Below are 14882 nucleotides of genomic sequence, written 5' to 3'. Positions count from 1 at the left end.
TGATGTGCTTGGCGTCGTCCTTGGGATCGTCCGGTTCCCAGATGATCGCGGTCTGGTCGCCGCGGGTCTCGAGATGCCGGTCGACGCAGTTGGCCGCGACGTTGAGCGTGCCGTCCTCGAACCACTTGATGTCGACCTTCCCCAGGGTGAAGTCGGTGTTCTGGACGGTCGAGAAGGGCTTGATCCAGTCGATCCGCTTGCCATGCTCGGCCCAGAACGCCTCAGGGTCCGCAACGCTCGCCGCGTACATCTCTTCGTACCGCGCCGCGTCGATATGGGCGTTCTTCACAACTTCCGCGCTTGGCGAATAGGTTTGCGATTGGGGCGTGTTCGATTGATCTGTCATGTCTGTCCTCCGTCAGATACGCGCGCCTGCCTTGGCGAAACCGGAGCGGTGCCGCCAAAGCAGGCAAACGCGCGATGAGATCGTTGACGGGGAAGATACAGCTTCTGGAAACAAAATAAACAAGGGCATGAAAAATATGAATTATTTTGTTAATAATTTGCGATATTATCGTTCCAATTGTAAACATCCTTGACTGACTTAAGGTAAAGCCTTGAAATCAGGCGCTTTGCGAAGCGTTGCTCAAAACGGGCCGGACCGATGCAGGGGACGCCAGCAAGCACAACTTTAGCGCGAGTGGGTGCGGCAAAATGGAACGGCTTGCCTTGACCGGCGCTAACAGGTCCGCTGGACCGGCGACTCGGTTAGCGCCAACGCGCTCCAGATCGAAGCTTGCACCTTCGGTCGTATCCTCTAGTTTCTTCGCGTCAGGCGGGCCAACCGCCACCACAGGGAGAGAGAAAGATGAAAAATATCGCAGCAAAGCTGACCGTCGCCGCCATCAGCACCGCCTTCGCCACCGAGGCCATGGCCACCGAATGGAATGTCTCGCTTTGGGGCAAACGCCGGGCCTTCACCGAGCACGTTCACAAGCTGGCCGAGTTGGTCGAGGAAAAGACCGACGGCGAATTCACCATGAACATCAGCTACGGCGGCCTGTCGAAGAACACCGAGAACCTCGACGGCATCAGCATCGGCGCCTTCGAGATGGCGCAATTCTGCGCCGGCTACCATGCCGACAAGAACCGCGCGATCACAGTGCTCGAACTGCCGTTCCTCGGTGTCCGTAACCTCGACGAAGAGGTGGCGGTGAGCCACGCGGTCTACGACCACCCCGCCGTGGCCGAGGAAATGGCGCAGTGGAACGCCAAGATGCTGATGACCTCGCCGATGCCGCAGTACAACCTCGTCGGCACCGGAGAGCCCCGTGACGAACTGGGTGATTTCGACGGCATGCGCGTGCGTGCCACCGGCGGGCTGGGCGAAGCCTTCCGCGCCGTGGGCGGCGTGCCGACCTCGGTGACCAGCTCCGAAGCCTACCAGGCGATGGAATCCGGTGTCGTCGACACCGTGGCCTTTGCCCAGCACGCGCACCTGAGCTTCGGCACGATCAACCAGGCGGCCTGGTGGACCGAGAACCTGAACCCCGGCACGGTGAACTGCCCGGTTGTGGTCAACATCGACGCCTACGAGAGCCTGACCGACGAAGAGCGCGAGGCGCTGGACAGCTCGGTGCCTGAAGCCATCGACTATTACCTCGAGAACTACGGCGAGCTTTTGCAGCGCTGGGACGAGGTGCTCGAGGAGAAGGGCGTCGAGAAGGTCACGATCTCGGACGAGGAACTGGCCGCATTCCGGGAAGCGACGGCATCGATCTCGGACACCTGGGTCGAGGAAATGACCGCGCAGGGCATTCCGGGGCAGGAACTGCTGGACCTGGTGAACAGCACGCTGGAACAGACCCGCGCCAGCAACTGATCGCGGCGCGCGAGGCCCCGGCACCGCGCCGGGGCCTTTTGCCTGACCACTATCCCCACATAAGGAGAGCGACCCCATGGCCGGCTCGTCCACCGTCCTGAGCGACGACAGCACGTTGAGTTTTCTCGACCGGAAACTCTACCGGCTGGAGCGTTTCTTTGCCCTGATCGCGGGGATTTTCGCCTTTGGCCTCATGGTGCTGGCGGTTGTGTCCGTGACCGGCCGCAACGGCTTCAACGAGCCCCTGCCGGGTTACGTGGACTGGATCGAGACCTTCATGCCGCTGATCGCCATCCTCGGCGTCAGCTACGTGCAGCGCGACGGCGGTCATATCCGCATGGACATCGTGGTCGGACAGCTCAAGGGCCGGGTGCTGTGGGCGGTGGAGTTCATCACCACCATCGGCATCCTGATCCTGATCCTGGCGCTGGTCTGGGGGTCCTGGGCGCATTTCGACCGCAGCTTCGACATGTCGCGCCCGATGTGGAGCCGGGACAGCACCATCGACATCGGCCTGCCGCTCTGGCCGGCGAAACTTGTCGTGCCGGTGGCTTTTGCGGTGATGTCGGTGCGGCTGGTGCTTCAAATCTGGGGGTATGGCCGGGCGTTTATCCGGGGTGACGAGACCCCGGCTGCGGTGCCGCTGGTGCAATCGGTGGCGGAACAAGCGGCGGCCGAGGCCGAGCATATCCAGGGGCGCGACTGATGACACCGGTAGAGATTGGACTTTGGGTCACAGGCGGCATGTTGGTGCTTGTGGTGCTGGGCATGCGCGTGGCCTTCGCGGCGGCGCTTGCGGGCGTCGTGGGGCTGGTCTGGATCTTCTGGGAGAAGAAGGATTACGAGGCTGCCGAATTCGCCTGGGCGCTGACCGTCGCGGTCAAGACGGCGGGGCAGGTGCCCCACGGCAAGGTGGCGAGCCAGGCGTTGAGCCTCATCCCGACCTTCATCCTGATCGGCTACCTTGCCTATTACGCGGGCCTGACCCGGGCGCTCTTCGAGGCGGCGAAACGCTGGGTGGCCTGGGTGCCGGGCGGGCTTGCGGTGTCCACGGTCTTTGCCACGGCGGGCTTTGCGGCGGTGTCGGGGGCCAGCGTGGCGACGGCGGCGGTCTTTGCCCGCATCGCGATCCCGGAAATGCTGGCGGTGGGCTATGACAAGCGCTTCGCGGCCGGCGTCGTGGCGGCGGCGGGCACGTTGGCGAGCCTCATTCCGCCCTCGGCGATCCTTGTGATCTACGCGATCATCGTCGAACAGGACGTGGGCAAGCTGCTGCTGGCGGGTTTTATCCCCGGCGTGTTCTCGGCCTTCGTCTACACCTCGCTGATCGTCATCCTGGCGCTGACGATCAAGGGCTTCGGCCCGCCGGTCACAGGGTTCACCTGGCGCCAGCGGTTCCAGTCGCTGCCGCCGGCGCTGCCCATCGTGGCGGTGGTGCTGATCATCATCGGGTTCGTCTACAACCCCTTCGGCGGCGACGCCTGGGGCACGCCGACCGAAGGCGGGGCCATCGGCGCCTTCATCGTCTTCCTGATGGCGGTCTTTCGCGGCATGCGCTGGCCCGAGCTCAAGGACGCACTGCTGGAGACGGCAAAGCTGTCGGTCATGATCTTCTCGATCATCTGGGGCGTGCTGATCTACGTGCGCTTCCTGGGGTTCGCCGATCTGCCAAGCGCCTTTTCGGACTGGATCACTTCGCTCGACTATTCGCCGATGCTGATCCTGATCTGTATCCTGCTGGCCTACGCGGTGCTGGGGATGTTCATGGACGCCATCGGGATGCTTTTGCTGACCCTGCCGGTGGTCTATCCGGCGGTCATGGCGCTCAACGGCGGAGAGTTCGTCAGCGCCGACGACAGCGCCTTCGGCATGAACGGCACGATGTGCGCGATCTGGTTCGGCATCCTGGTGGTCAAGATGGCCGAATTCTGCCTGATCACGCCGCCCATCGGGCTCAACTGCTTCGTGGTGGCGGGGGTGCGGGACGATGTCAGCGTGCAGGACGTGTTCCGCGGGGTGATGCCGTTCTTCCTGGCGGATGGCGTGACCATCGCGCTGCTGGTGGCCTTCCCGTGGATCGTGCTCTGGCTGCCGTCGCTGGCGTCCTGATCGGCTGACCGATCCCCGAAAACGCGACCGCCGGACAGGGAGAAGCTGTCCGGCGGGCAAACCGCGCCGAGGGAGCGGCGGCGCGGAGGCGTGGAGCGGAATTTATTCCGCGCGCTTGTTGGTGATCTGCATGTTGGCGTCGAGGTCGATATCGTACTGCCCATCGGCGCAATAGACGTCGTCAAGCTCGAACCCGCCGTCTTCCATCTCGATATCGCCGGGGTCCATCTCGCACTCCATTCCCGCCAGCATCTCCATGATCTGGCTCACCTGCTCTTCGGTAGGATCGTCATCGGCAAGGGCGGGGCCGGCGAGAACGGCAAGGCCGAAGGCGGCGGCAGCAACGGGTTTGAACATGGTGAACCTCCTGAATGTGTATGCCCGTACAAAAGCGCCGATCGTGCCAAGGCACTATTCTTAAACGCTAAGAAGCGCGTCTTAATTTCTGAGAGGGGCGGTCGGCGGGAACCCGGAGGACCGTGGCGACGTTAGCATTTCAGTTACCCCGAGGCGGAAGCCCCCGGGACCAATACAAAGGAGTTGCACATGTTCGAATATGCCGGATTGGGCGGCCTCATTGTCTTGGCTCTGGATATCTGGGCAATCGTTTCGGTTCTCGGCAGCAACCGGTCCACGGGTGCCAAGGTTCTGTGGACTCTGCTGATCCTCGTTTTGCCGATCCTCGGCTTCATCATCTGGCTCTTGTTCGGACCGCGCAGCGCGCGCACCGTCTGAGCCATACTCAGGAGTAAGACAATGCTGTACTGGGCTGTTCTGTTTTTCATCGTGGCCATCATCGCCGGCGTGTTCGGCTTTGGCGGCATCGCCTCGGCCTCTGCCGGGATCGCGCAAATCCTGTTCGTGATCTTCCTGATCCTGTTCGTGGCCACGCTGATCATGCGGGTCGTGCGCAAGGTGTGATCCTCGTATCCGTCCGGTCACCGCTTTTCCCTCATGTCGGTGACCGGAGCGGACAACGAAAAACGCGCCGGACGATCCGGCGCGTTTTTTTAGTTTCTCGAGACCTGTGTGCTTCAGGCTTTGAGCGTTTCCGTCGACGAAAAGAACATCGCCTGCGATATCGCCGAGCGCACCTGGTCTTCGGAGTAGGGTTTGGAGATGAGAAACGCCGGTTCCGGCTTTTCCCCCGTCAGGAGCCGCTCGGGGAAGGCGGTGATGAAGATCACCGGGCGCTGTCCCAACTCGCGCAGCAGATCGTTGACGGCATCGACGCCCGACGAATTGTCGGCCAGCTGGATGTCGGCGAGGATCAGGTCCGGAACGTCCGATGCGCCCAGCTTGACAGCCCCGTCGCGGGTGCGAGCCACACCGGTGACTCGGTGGCCGAGGTCTGCAACGATGCTTTCGAGATCCATCGCGATGATCGCTTCGTCTTCGATGATCAAAACGCGACCTGAAATCTGGTCCGCCATTTCCTGACGCGCCACGTCGATCAGCTGCGACGCTTCTTCATCGCCGATCTGCATGATCTCGCCGACTTCCGAAACGCTGAAATCCTCGATGGTGTGCAACAAAAGCGCCTCGCGGCTGTTCGTCGTCAGCTTTTGCAGATGCCTTTGCGCGGCGGCCCGGGGTCCGTCGTCTTCATCGATCGTGGGCGCGCCCGTGGTTACCCAGATGCCGTGGAATACCTTGAAAAGCCCAGCTTTCGCACCGCTCGCCTCGGCCACCATGGAACGATCCGCAAGGACCGCCTCGAGCGTGGCCGCGGCGTAGCTGTCACCGCTGGTCTGGCTGCCGGTGAGCGCACGAGAATACCGGCGAAGATAGGGAAGTGCCGCGCCGATTTCGCTGCTCAGGTCGACCTGTGTCATAATTGGTCCTTCTTTTCATTTTTTCTGGAACCAAACGCAGCGAATGGCAGTTGGTTCCCGGAAAACGCATGTGATGTGCGATAACGCGTCCTACGGTGTGAAGGCAGCTGCAAGGATTATCATGAGTCAGAATAACGACAAGACGAGGCAGGGCCAAGTGATCGACGAAAACCTAAAGCGCGTTTACCAAGATATGCTCGAAGAGAAGGTGCCGGATCGTTTCCTCGATCTGTTGACGCAACTCAAAGAGCAGGAATCTGCCAGTAAGAAAGGCGGGAACGCGAAATGAGCGGAGATCCGCGCGACGAAATCGTCCAGCATCTCCCAGCCCTCCGAGCCTTCGCACTCAGCCTGACGCGCAACGGCGCGCTGGCTGACGACATGGTTCAGGACAGTCTGGTGAAAGCATGGACGAAGATTGACCAGTTCGAGCCCGGCACGAACATGCGGGCCTGGCTGTTCACCATCCTGCGCAACACCTATTATTCGAACCGGCGCAAGGCGGGACGCGAAGTGGCGGATATCGACGGCGTCCACACAGAGAGCCTGTCGGAAAAGCCCGCCCACGACGGCCGCTTGCAGATGTCGGATTTCAAGATCGCCTTCGCCAAGCTCAACGACGAACAGCGCGAGGCCTTGATCCTTGTCGGGGCGTCAGGCTTTTCCTACGAGGAAGCGGCCGACATGTGCGGCGTCGCCGTCGGCACGATCAAGAGCCGAACGAACCGGGCCCGCGCCCGACTCGCCGAGTTGATGCATCTCAACGCGGACGAGGCGCTGGAGATGACGGATGGAGCGACAATGGCGGTGGTGACGGGCAACAGGCCGGCCTCGGTCGGTTGACACAATGATCGGATCGGCAGGCCCACGGCCGGTCCCCAGCGGACTGGCGGCACGGATCATCGGATTCTTGTCGATCACGCTGATTCCCCTTGGCGTCGTTGCCTATCTCCAGACGTCCGAACTCAACCGCGAAACCCGCATCCGCACTGAACTGAGCCTTGTCACGCTGACCGACGCCGCCGCGTCCGGCGAACGTGAAACGATCCTGCGCGCTCTGGGCAATGCAGAAGCCATTGGCGCGTCCACAGATCTGGCCGAAGAGTTGCGCGACCAGTGTACGGCGCGGCTTCGGACCTTTATCAACGCCAATTCGGTTTACAGCTTCGTAGGGTTTCTGCCCCGATCCGGGCTGGTGACCTGCAGCAGCGTCGGTCGCCCGCTCGATTTGCGCAGGGTGCCGAATTTCGAGCGCCGCATGGAAGCGCCGCGCGCCATGGTGTCGCGCAACGACTCGCCCGCGATCAGCGAGACGCCGGTGCTGATCGTGTCGGAGCCGTATTTTCGCAAGGGCGAATTCTCCGGCTACGTGACCCTGTCGCTGCCGACCTCCGGTCTGCGGCAGGAAGGGACGCTTCCGCTCGACCAGGACCTGACGGAGCTTCTTACCTTCAATCACCTGGGGCAGGTGCTGTCGTCGCGGTCGCCGGTTTCGGAATCGCAGCGGCTCTTGCCCGAAACCGTGAACCTCTCCGAATTGGTGGATGTGCAGGCACACAGCTTCCGCGCCCGCAGCGTGGACGGGCAGGAACGTATCTTTGCCGTGACGCCGCTGGTCTCGGGGCTGGTTTACGCCATCAGCATCTGGCCGCTGGACAGCCGTGCCGCCACCGCGGTCGAGGTCAACTGGATGACGCAGGCGTTGCCGCTGGTGATGTGGGCGGCCAGCGTGATCGTTGCGTTCCTTGCCATCAACCGCCTGGTCATCCGCCACATCCGCACGCTTGGCCAGCAGATGCGCGCCTTTGCCCGCACGCGGCGCGTGCCGCAGGGGGCGGTGACCGGGGACATGGCGCTGGAACTGCGCGACATGGAAAGCGATTTCCTGCACATGGCCGATGCCATCCTGCAGGACGAGGCCCAGCTTGAAAATGCGCTGCGCGAAAAGACCATCCTGCTCAAGGAAGTGCATCACCGGGTCAAGAACAACCTCCAACTGATCTCGTCGATCATGAACATGCAGATCCGCCAGAGCGACGAGACCGAGACACGGCAGGTGCTGCGGCGCTTGCAGGACCGGATCCGAAGTCTCGCGACCATCCACCGCAACCTTTACCTGACCGAGGACCTGGGGCATGTGGACGCGGGCCGCCTGCTCGACGACCTGATCCGCCAGATGGCGCTGGCCGGTGACGACGGAGAGGGCGAAACGACGGTCGATCTCGACTTGGAACATATCGAGGTCTATCCCGACCAGGCGGTGCCGCTGTCGCTGCTGACCGCAGAGGCGCTGACCAACGCCAGCACCTACATGGCGCCCGACGGCTCCGGTCGGCAGCGGCTGGCCGTACGGTTCCGCAAGCTGGCAGAGCGCGAGGCGGAGATCGTGATCGAGAACACCTGCGGCGGAGAAAGCGACCCGACCCATGGCGAACCCGGTCTCGGCAACCGTCTGATCCGCGCCTTTGCCACCCAGCTGGGCGGCGAGCTGACGCAGGAGGTGAGCGAGGGTCTGTACCGTGTCCGTGTGCAGTTCCAGCTGTCGGATTTCAAACCCGAAGTCGTGGATTACTGAGAGGCCCCCGCCCATGAACGCGCAGGACCACCCGCATCGCCCGGAGATCGCGCCATTGCCGCGGCCGCAGACCGCCGCAGGCGCCGCGCGCCGCGTCGGTGTCGAAATCGAACTGGGCGGCTTGCCCGAAGAGGACGTGGCACGGCTGGTGGCCGACACCTTTGGCGGCAAGGTGCAGGAGGCGCAGAGGGGCAAGTTGGTCTCCGGAACAGAGGTGGGCGATATCGAGGTCTATCTCGACAGCCGCTTCCTGAACGAGGCCAAGGACGGGTTGGCGGGGCGGATGCGCGAACTCGCGGGCAGTGTCGTGCCCGTCGAGATCGTCACCGAACCGGTTTCGCCGCTGCAGATTGCCCGGCTCGACCACCTGATGGACGCGCTGCGCGGGGCAGGGGCCACGGGCACGCGCGCCGGGCTGTTCCTGGGCTTCGGCGTGCATTTCAATCCCGAGATCACGTCGCCCACCATCGACGCGATCCTGCCGGTGCTCACCGCCTTCGCCCTCGCCGAGGATTGCCTGCGCGAGGATGCGCATATCGACCTGTCGCGGCGGGTGCTGCCCTTTGTCGATCCCTATCCGCGCGGCCTGATCGACGCGCTGGTCAAGGATCCGCCCGCCGATCTGACCGGGTTGATCGACCTCTATCTGCACCATGCGGCCTCGCGGAACTATGCGCTCGACATGATTGCGCTCTTCACCCATCTCGACCGCGACCGGGTGGCGCAAAAACTGGACCTTGCCGGCGTCAAGGGCCGCCCGACTTTCCACCTGCGCCTGCCCGACTGCCGCATCGACGAAGCCGACTGGTCGCTGGCGCTGGAATGGAACCGTTGGGTCTGGGTCGAGCGTATCGCCGGGGATGATGCGTTGATGGACAGGCTGCGGAACGCCTGGCGCGACCATCGCGACGCGCTTCTGACCACCCGTGGCGACTGGGCCAAGCGGTCGCGCCAGCTGATCGAGGAGGCAGGACATTGAGCAGGCCGATGATCGGTGTCACCGTGTCCCGGCGCTCGGGCTGGCGGGTCTATCCGCTGATGGCGCTGAACGTCTGGCTGGCCGGCGGGCGCGCGGTGCGCTGGCAAAGCCGCGAGGCTGTCGACGTGGCGACGGTCGATGGCGTGATCATCGGCGGCGGTGACGACATCGCGCCCACGCTCTATGGCGGCGAATTGCGCATGGGCGTCCGGCTTGATCCCGACCGCGACGAGATGGAAAGCAGCGTGCTGCGCGCGGCCTTCGACACCGACCTGCCGATCCTCGGGATCTGCCGCGGTTCGCAGATGCTCAACGTCGTGCTGGGCGGCACGCTGCACCAGGAAGCCTACAGCGTCTACAACTCCCGCTTCGTCAAGACGATCCTGCCCAAGAAGCGCGTGACCCTCACCGAGGACAGCCTCATCTATCGGGTGACGCGCCGCGAATGCCTGGACGTGAACGCCCTGCACACCCAGGCGGTGGACAAGCTGGGCCGCGGGCTTCGGGCCGTGGCGCGGGACGAGGGCGGCATGGTCCAGGCCATCGAACGCATCCGTGATCCCTTTGCGCTCGGTGTTCAGTGGCACCCGGAACACCTGTTCTACCGCCGCGCCCACCGGCGTCTGTTCAAGGCACTTGTCGAAGCGGCCCGCGCCCGCATGGCCAGCACAGGCCAGCTCGAGGCCGCGGAAGCTGAAGCCAACCTTGAAGCCGCGCGGCGCAGCGGGTAGCCGCGCAACACCCCTGTTTCCGGAATGCCACAGTATACCCCGATTTCGCAGCTTTTGGCGGAACCGGCGCACCCCCTTCGCGTTGATCCGGTGAACGTAGACAAGGAGAGTGCAATGACCGACGTGTTTGTCGGGGGTTTGACCGGCCTCTTTTTGATAGCGGCCTTGATCCTGGCCATGACCGGCCGGAGACGGCAGGATTTGACCGACCGGAGCGAAAGACAACGCTCCAGCCAACGTCAGGACGACAGGCTATCACGCCACTAGGCGGTTTCCCTCCCCCCATCTCGACAGAAGGCGGTCCCCTATCAGGGGGCCGCTTTTTTCTTGCCTGGAGGGTGCGCGTGTCATATTGCCGATACAAAACTTCGGTATTTCACGAAATATGGAAATAGAGCCCACCTACCTGTTTGCAACGCTTGGCCACCCGCAGCGGCTGGCCATCTTTCGCCTGCTGATGCGCCGCTATCCCGACCGGCTGGCCGCCGGAGAGATCGCGCAGGTGCTGGACCTGCGCGCCTCGACCCTGTCGGTCTACCTGTCGGCGCTGCGCGAGGCGGGTCTGATCCGCCAGCAGCGGCAGGGCACATCGCTGCTCTACAGCGCCGATGTCGAAGCGGCGGGTGACCTTCTGACCTACGTCCTGGCCGATTGCTGCCGCAACCGACCCGCGCAATGTCTGCCGGGTCTCCTTCATGCTCCGGGGGAACATCCTGTGACCAACCGAAAATACCGCGTACTCTTCATCTGCACCGGCAATTCCGCCCGGTCGATCTTTGCCGAAACCCTGCTGCGCGACCTGGCGGGCGACCGCTTCGAGGCCTGTTCCGCCGGGACGCAGCCGCGGTCCGAGTTGAACCCGCAGGCCGTCGCCCTGCTCGAGGCCAAGGGCCATGACGTGTCCGGCCTGCGCGCCAAGCATGTGTCCGAATTCCAGGGCGAGGGCGCGCCGGTGCTGGATTTCGTCTTTACCGTCTGCGACCGGGCCGCCAACGAGGACTGCCCGCCCTGGCCGGGGCAGCCGATTTCGGCGCATTGGGGCCAGCCCGATCCCGTCAAGGCGACCGGGACGGAAGCCGAGCGCAAGTTGGCCTTCCAGCAGGCCTATGGCGCGCTGCGGAACCGCATCGCACTCTTCACGGCGCTGCCGCTGGACAGCCTCGACCGGTTGTCGCTGCAGGCGCGGGTCGACGAGATCGCACACCTGAAAGAAGAGAGCGCATGACCACTTACGCCCTGAACGGACTGGGCCGCATCGGCAAGCTGGCGCTGCGCCCGCTGCTGGAAAGCGGGGCCGAGATCGCCTGGATCAACGACGCGGTAGGCGATCCTGCGATGCATGCGCATCTGCTGGAGTTCGATACGGTGCACGGGCGCTGGCCCGCGGCGTTTTCGGCGGATGACATAAGCCTCAGCATCGACGGGCAACGTATTGCCTGCCATGGGAAATCCCGGATCGAGGACCTGCCGCTCGACGGCGTCGACGTGGTGATCGACTGCACCGGCGTGTTCAAGACCGCGGCCAAGCTTCAGCCCTATTTCGACGCCGGGGTGCAGAAGGTCGTCGTCTCGGCCCCGGTCAAGGATCCGGGCGTCGCCAACATCGTCTACGGGGTCAATCACGACATCTACGATCCGGCCACGCACCGGATCGTCACGGCCGCCAGCTGCACCACCAATTGCCTCGCGCCGGTAGTGAAGGTGATACATGAGAACCTGGGCATAAAGCACGGGATGATCACGACAATCCATGACGTGACCAACACCCAGACCATCGTCGACCGGCCTGCCAAGGACCTGCGCCGCGCGCGATCCGCGCTCAACGCGCTGATCCCGACGACCACCGGCAGCGCCACGGCGATCACGCTGATCTACCCGGAACTCACCGGCAAGCTGAACGGCCACGCGGTGCGGGTGCCGCTGCTCAACGCGTCGCTCACCGATTGCGTCTTTGAGGTGGAGCGCGCCACCGATGCGGCGGAGGTCAACGGGCTTTTCAAGGCCGCCGCAGAGGGGCCGCTGAACGGCATCCTGGGCTATGAAGAGCGGCCGCTGGTGTCGACCGATTACACCAACGACCCGCGCTCGAGCATCGTCGATGCGCCGTCGACCATGGTCACGGACGGCACGCAGGTAAAGGTCTACGCCTGGTACGACAACGAATGGGGATATGCGCACCGGCTGGTGGACGTGGCGCGGATGGTGGGGGCGTCGCTGTGACCGCTGCCACCCGGCCCGAGGGCCTCCCGGCCTATATCGCGGTGACCGCGGCGTATTGGGCTTTCATGCTCACCGACGGCGCGCTGCGGATGCTGGTGCTGCTGCACTTTCACACGCTGGGCTTTTCGCCGGTGCAGCTGGCCTATCTCTTTGTGCTTTATGAAATCGCCGGCGTGGTGACGAACCTCTGCGCCGGCTGGATCGCGGCGCGTTTCGGCCTGACCTCGACGCTCTATGCGGGGCTAGGGCTTCAGGTGGCGGCGCTGCTGGCGCTGGCGCAGCTTGACCCCGCGTGGTCGATAACGGCGTCGGTGGTCTTTGTCATGGCAGTGCAGGGCGCGTCCGGCGTGGCCAAGGATCTGGCCAAGATGAGCTCCAAGTCCGCGGTCAAGCTGCTGGCGCCGTCCGCGCAGGGTGGTCTGTTCCGCTGGGTGGCGCTGCTCACCGGGTCGAAGAACGCGGTGAAGGGCCTGGGCTTCCTGCTGGGCGCGGGCCTGCTGGCGCTGGCGGGGTTTGTTCCGTCGGTGTTGGGCATGGCGGCGGTGCTGGCGCTGATCCTGCTCGCGGTGGTGCTGCGGATGCCCACGGGCCTGCCGGTGGGCCGTAAGGACGCCAAGTTCCGCGAGGTGTTTTCCAAGAACGCCAACGTCAACTGGCTGAGCGCGGCGCGGGTGGTCCTGTTCGGCGCGCGGGACGTTTGGTTCGTCGTCGGCATCCCGATCTATTTCTACGCGGTGCTGTCGGACGGATCCGAGGCGGGCAACCGCGCGGCGTTCTTCCTGATCGGCAGCTTCATGGCGGTCTGGACCATCCTTTACGGAGCGGTTCAGGGCTGGGCGCCACGGCTGCTGCGCGCCGATACGCGCCCCGAGGCCGACCTCGTTCGCGCCGCGCGCGGCTGGGCACTGGCGCTGACGGGTGTGCCGCTGGTGCTGGCGGCGCTGGTCTGGGCGGCGGGGGCGCCGGCGGATTGGCTCACGGTGGCTTTGGTGGCGGGGCTGCTCGTCTTCGGCGCGATCTTCGCCATCAATTCATCGCTGCATTCCTACCTGATCCTGTCCTTTACCACCGGCGCGCGGGTCACGATGGATGTTGGGTTCTACTACATGGCCAACGCAGCCGGGCGGCTGCTGGGCACGCTGCTGTCGGGGCTGACTTACCAGCTTGGCGGCGTGGCCTTGTGCCTGGCCACGGCGGGCGTGATGGTCGGGCTGAGCGCGTTGGCGGCGGGAAAGCTGCGGGCGGGGTAAGCGGTGCCAGCGCCGACCCGCGGGGTGGCGCTGCGGACCGCGCCGCTAGCAACTTTATGCTCGCCACATCCGCACACAGCGGCAGCTCTGCGCCTAGCTCAGCCAAAGCGCCGCCCCGGGGGGCGGGTCGGCGCAGGCACGGCGCCTTCGGCTTGAATCCGTGCCACCCCGCGGTTCGGCGCTGTCACGACTTTGCCCACGCTGTTTCAAAACGACCGCGGCAGCCCCAGCACGTGCTCGGCCACGTGGCTCAGGATCAGGTTGGTCGAGATCGGCGCCACCTGGTAAAGCCGCGTCTCGCGGAACTTGCGCTCCACATCGTATTCGGTGGCAAAACCAAAGCCGCCGTGGAACTGGAGACAGGCATTGGCGGCCTCCCAGCTGGCCTTGGCGGCGAGATACTTGGCCATGTTCGCTTCGGTCCCGCAGGGCAGGTTCGCGTCGAAGAGGGCGCAGGCGCGGTCGCGCATCAGCCCGGCCGCCTGCACTTCGATATGCGCCTCGGCGATGGGGAACTGCACGCCCTGGTTCTGGCCGATGGGCCGGCCGAAGACCTCGCGCTCCTTGGCGTAGGCGGTCACCTTGTCGATGAACCACAGCCCGTCGCCGATGCATTCCGCGGCAATCAGCGCGCGTTCGGCGTTGAGCCCGTCGAGGATGTAGCGGAACCCCATGCCTTCCTCGCCGATAAGGTTTTCCGCTGGAATCTCGAGATTGTCGAAGAACAGCTCGTTGGTCTCGTGGTTGACCATGTTGCGGATGGGCTTGACAGTCAGGCCGTTGCCGATGGCGGCGTGCAGGTCGACGAGGAAGATCGACATGCCGAGCGACTTCTTGGTGACCTCCGCCAAAGGCGTGGTCCGGGCGAGCAGGATCATCAGGTCGGAATGCTGGATGCGGCTGATCCAGACCTTCTGGCCGTTGATGACATAGCGGTCGCCGTGGCGCTCGGCGGTGGTCTTGATCTTGGTCGTGTCGGTGCCGGTCGTGGGTTCGGTCACGCCCATGCTTTGCAGGCGCAGCTCTCCGGCGGCGATCTTCGGCAGGTACTCCGCTTTCTGCGCGGCCGAGCCGTGCCGCAGCAGCGTGCCCATGTTGTACATCTGCCCGTGACAGGCGCCGGAATTGCCGCCGGCGCGGTTGATCTCTTCCATGATGACGCTGGCCTCGCTGAGGCCCAGGCCGGAACCGCCGTATTCCTCGGGAATGAGGGCCGCGAGCCAGCCGGCCTTGGTCAGGGCCGCGACGAATTCCTCGGGATAACCGCGCTCTTCGTCGATGCGGCGGTGATATTCGGGCGGGAAGGTCGCGCAAAGCGCACGGATCGCGTCGCGCAGGTCCTGGTGGGGATCGGTCATGAG

At 64.3% G+C, this 14882-nt stretch carries 18 protein-coding genes; 14 read left to right on the top strand and 4 right to left on the bottom strand.

Annotated elements, in window-relative coordinates; all coding sequences use genetic code 11:
• A partial coding sequence (locus DU478_RS09655; RefSeq protein WP_325048094.1) for an acetyl-coenzyme A synthetase N-terminal domain-containing protein occupies positions 1 to 346 on the bottom strand: 346 nt, incomplete at its 3' end.
• Positions 347 to 808: 462 nt separating this feature from the next.
• Between DU478_RS09655 and DU478_RS09650 the strand changes: the two genes are divergently transcribed.
• From DU478_RS09650 to DU478_RS09640, 3 genes are all read left to right on the top strand, one after another.
• The gene (locus tag DU478_RS09650; RefSeq protein ID WP_114510743.1) at positions 809 to 1822 is read left to right on the top strand and encodes a C4-dicarboxylate TRAP transporter substrate-binding protein; all 1014 of its coding nucleotides are present in this window, start codon (positions 809 to 811) and stop codon (positions 1820 to 1822) included.
• Positions 1823 to 1898: 76 nt separating this feature from the next.
• Complete coding sequence (locus DU478_RS09645; protein ID WP_114510742.1) at positions 1899 to 2528, top strand: TRAP transporter small permease subunit; 630 nt, start codon at positions 1899 to 1901, stop codon at positions 2526 to 2528.
• Positions 2528 to 3931: a TRAP transporter large permease gene (locus DU478_RS09640; protein ID WP_114510741.1), complete on the top strand. Its 1404-nt coding sequence runs from the start codon at positions 2528 to 2530 to the stop codon at positions 3929 to 3931. Before DU478_RS09645 ends, DU478_RS09640 begins: the two co-directional genes overlap by 1 nt.
• A gap of 102 nt (positions 3932 to 4033) precedes the next feature.
• Here the strand turns inward: DU478_RS09640 and DU478_RS09635 are convergent, their stop codons facing one another.
• Positions 4034 to 4288 carry a PepSY domain-containing protein gene (locus DU478_RS09635; protein ID WP_114510740.1) on the bottom strand — a complete coding sequence of 85 codons (255 nt, stop codon included), beginning with the start codon at positions 4286 to 4288 and terminating at the stop codon, positions 4034 to 4036.
• Positions 4289 to 4477: 189 nt separating this feature from the next.
• Between DU478_RS09635 and DU478_RS09630 the strand changes: the two genes are divergently transcribed.
• Together DU478_RS09630 and DU478_RS09625 are read left to right on the top strand one after the other, a co-directional pair.
• Positions 4478 to 4666 (top strand): PLD nuclease N-terminal domain-containing protein, encoded by a 189-nt coding sequence (locus DU478_RS09630; protein ID WP_114510739.1) that lies wholly within the window; start codon positions 4478 to 4480, stop codon positions 4664 to 4666.
• Between the two features lie 21 nt (positions 4667 to 4687).
• On the top strand, positions 4688 to 4852 hold the full coding sequence (locus tag DU478_RS09625; protein ID WP_114510738.1) for a DUF1328 domain-containing protein: 165 nt from the start codon (positions 4688 to 4690) through the stop codon (positions 4850 to 4852).
• A gap of 113 nt (positions 4853 to 4965) precedes the next feature.
• On the opposite strand, the gene DU478_RS09620 is transcribed toward DU478_RS09625, so the two are convergent.
• Positions 4966 to 5766, bottom strand: coding sequence for a response regulator (locus DU478_RS09620; RefSeq protein WP_114510737.1), 801 nt, complete (start codon positions 5764 to 5766; stop codon positions 4966 to 4968).
• Between the two features lie 121 nt (positions 5767 to 5887).
• On the opposite strand from DU478_RS09620, the gene DU478_RS22880 reads away from it, so the two are divergent.
• The 9 genes from DU478_RS22880 (at position 5888) to arsJ (ending at position 13521) form a co-directional block, all read left to right on the top strand.
• Positions 5888 to 6055, top strand: coding sequence for a NepR family anti-sigma factor (locus DU478_RS22880; RefSeq protein ID WP_158545765.1), 168 nt, complete (start codon positions 5888 to 5890; stop codon positions 6053 to 6055).
• Entirely contained in the window at positions 6052 to 6609 is a 558-nt protein-coding gene (locus DU478_RS09615) for an RNA polymerase sigma factor (protein ID WP_114510736.1), read from the top strand. The genes DU478_RS22880 and DU478_RS09615 overlap by 4 nt, the downstream gene beginning before the upstream one ends.
• A 67-nt stretch (positions 6610 to 6676) precedes the next feature.
• A complete protein-coding gene (locus DU478_RS09610) occupies positions 6677 to 8341 on the top strand; it encodes a sensor histidine kinase (RefSeq protein WP_233501180.1) in 1665 nt (554 codons plus the stop codon).
• Between the two features lie 13 nt (positions 8342 to 8354).
• Positions 8355 to 9320 (top strand): amidoligase family protein, encoded by a 966-nt coding sequence (locus tag DU478_RS09605; protein ID WP_114510734.1) that lies wholly within the window; start codon positions 8355 to 8357, stop codon positions 9318 to 9320.
• 8 nt (positions 9321 to 9328) lie between these two features.
• Positions 9329 to 10051: a gamma-glutamyl-gamma-aminobutyrate hydrolase family protein gene (locus DU478_RS09600; RefSeq protein ID WP_114510733.1), complete on the top strand. Its 723-nt coding sequence runs from the start codon at positions 9329 to 9331 to the stop codon at positions 10049 to 10051.
• 114 nt (positions 10052 to 10165) lie between these two features.
• Positions 10166 to 10318 carry a hypothetical protein gene (locus DU478_RS22875; protein WP_158545764.1) on the top strand — a complete coding sequence of 51 codons (153 nt, stop codon included), beginning with the start codon at positions 10166 to 10168 and terminating at the stop codon, positions 10316 to 10318.
• Between the two features lie 118 nt (positions 10319 to 10436).
• The gene (locus tag DU478_RS09595; RefSeq protein ID WP_114510732.1) at positions 10437 to 11276 is read left to right on the top strand and encodes a metalloregulator ArsR/SmtB family transcription factor; all 840 of its coding nucleotides are present in this window, start codon (positions 10437 to 10439) and stop codon (positions 11274 to 11276) included.
• Positions 11273 to 12271, top strand: a complete 999-nt coding sequence (locus tag DU478_RS09590) for an ArsJ-associated glyceraldehyde-3-phosphate dehydrogenase (protein ID WP_114510731.1) — start codon at positions 11273 to 11275, stop codon at positions 12269 to 12271. The genes DU478_RS09595 and DU478_RS09590 overlap by 4 nt, the downstream gene beginning before the upstream one ends.
• Positions 12268 to 13521 (top strand): organoarsenical effux MFS transporter ArsJ, encoded by a 1254-nt coding sequence (arsJ, locus tag DU478_RS09585; protein WP_267897099.1) that lies wholly within the window; start codon positions 12268 to 12270, stop codon positions 13519 to 13521. The genes DU478_RS09590 and arsJ overlap by 4 nt, the downstream gene beginning before the upstream one ends.
• A gap of 206 nt (positions 13522 to 13727) precedes the next feature.
• Here arsJ and DU478_RS09580 read toward each other — a convergent pair whose 3' ends face one another.
• Positions 13728 to 14879, bottom strand: a complete 1152-nt coding sequence (locus DU478_RS09580; RefSeq protein ID WP_114510730.1) for an acyl-CoA dehydrogenase family protein — start codon at positions 14877 to 14879, stop codon at positions 13728 to 13730.
• Between the last annotated feature and the right edge of the window lie 3 nt (positions 14880 to 14882).

The organism is Thalassococcus profundi, assembly GCF_003344785.1.
Classification (GTDB): domain Bacteria; phylum Pseudomonadota; class Alphaproteobacteria; order Rhodobacterales; family Rhodobacteraceae; genus Puniceibacterium; species Puniceibacterium profundi.
The sequence above is the reverse complement of the archived record's forward strand: the minus strand, read 5'-3'. Positions and strand labels throughout refer to the sequence as shown.

Bases quoted from the DNA above. Each gene is read 5' to 3' on its own strand.
- DU478_RS09650 (WP_114510743.1), top strand. From the start codon at position 809: ATGAAAAATATCGCAGCAAAGCTGACCGTCGCCGCCATCAGCACCGCC.
- DU478_RS09645 (WP_114510742.1), top strand. From the start codon at position 1,899: ATGGCCGGCTCGTCCACCGTCCTGAGCGACGACAGCACGTTGAGTTTT.
- DU478_RS09640 (WP_114510741.1), top strand. From the start codon at position 2,528: ATGACACCGGTAGAGATTGGACTTTGGGTCACAGGCGGCATGTTGGTG.
- DU478_RS09635 (WP_114510740.1), bottom strand. From the start codon at position 4,288: ATGTTCAAACCCGTTGCTGCCGCCGCCTTCGGCCTTGCCGTTCTCGCC.
- DU478_RS09630 (WP_114510739.1), top strand. From the start codon at position 4,478: ATGTTCGAATATGCCGGATTGGGCGGCCTCATTGTCTTGGCTCTGGAT.
- DU478_RS09625 (WP_114510738.1), top strand. From the start codon at position 4,688: ATGCTGTACTGGGCTGTTCTGTTTTTCATCGTGGCCATCATCGCCGGC.
- DU478_RS09620 (WP_114510737.1), bottom strand. From the start codon at position 5,766: ATGACACAGGTCGACCTGAGCAGCGAAATCGGCGCGGCACTTCCCTAT.
- DU478_RS22880 (WP_158545765.1), top strand. From the start codon at position 5,888: ATGAGTCAGAATAACGACAAGACGAGGCAGGGCCAAGTGATCGACGAA.
- DU478_RS09615 (WP_114510736.1), top strand. From the start codon at position 6,052: ATGAGCGGAGATCCGCGCGACGAAATCGTCCAGCATCTCCCAGCCCTC.
- DU478_RS09605 (WP_114510734.1), top strand. From the start codon at position 8,355: ATGAACGCGCAGGACCACCCGCATCGCCCGGAGATCGCGCCATTGCCG.
- DU478_RS09600 (WP_114510733.1), top strand. From the start codon at position 9,329: ATGATCGGTGTCACCGTGTCCCGGCGCTCGGGCTGGCGGGTCTATCCG.
- DU478_RS22875 (WP_158545764.1), top strand. From the start codon at position 10,166: ATGACCGACGTGTTTGTCGGGGGTTTGACCGGCCTCTTTTTGATAGCG.
- DU478_RS09595 (WP_114510732.1), top strand. From the start codon at position 10,437: ATGGAAATAGAGCCCACCTACCTGTTTGCAACGCTTGGCCACCCGCAG.
- DU478_RS09590 (WP_114510731.1), top strand. From the start codon at position 11,273: ATGACCACTTACGCCCTGAACGGACTGGGCCGCATCGGCAAGCTGGCG.
- DU478_RS09580 (WP_114510730.1), bottom strand. From the start codon at position 14,879: ATGACCGATCCCCACCAGGACCTGCGCGACGCGATCCGTGCGCTTTGC.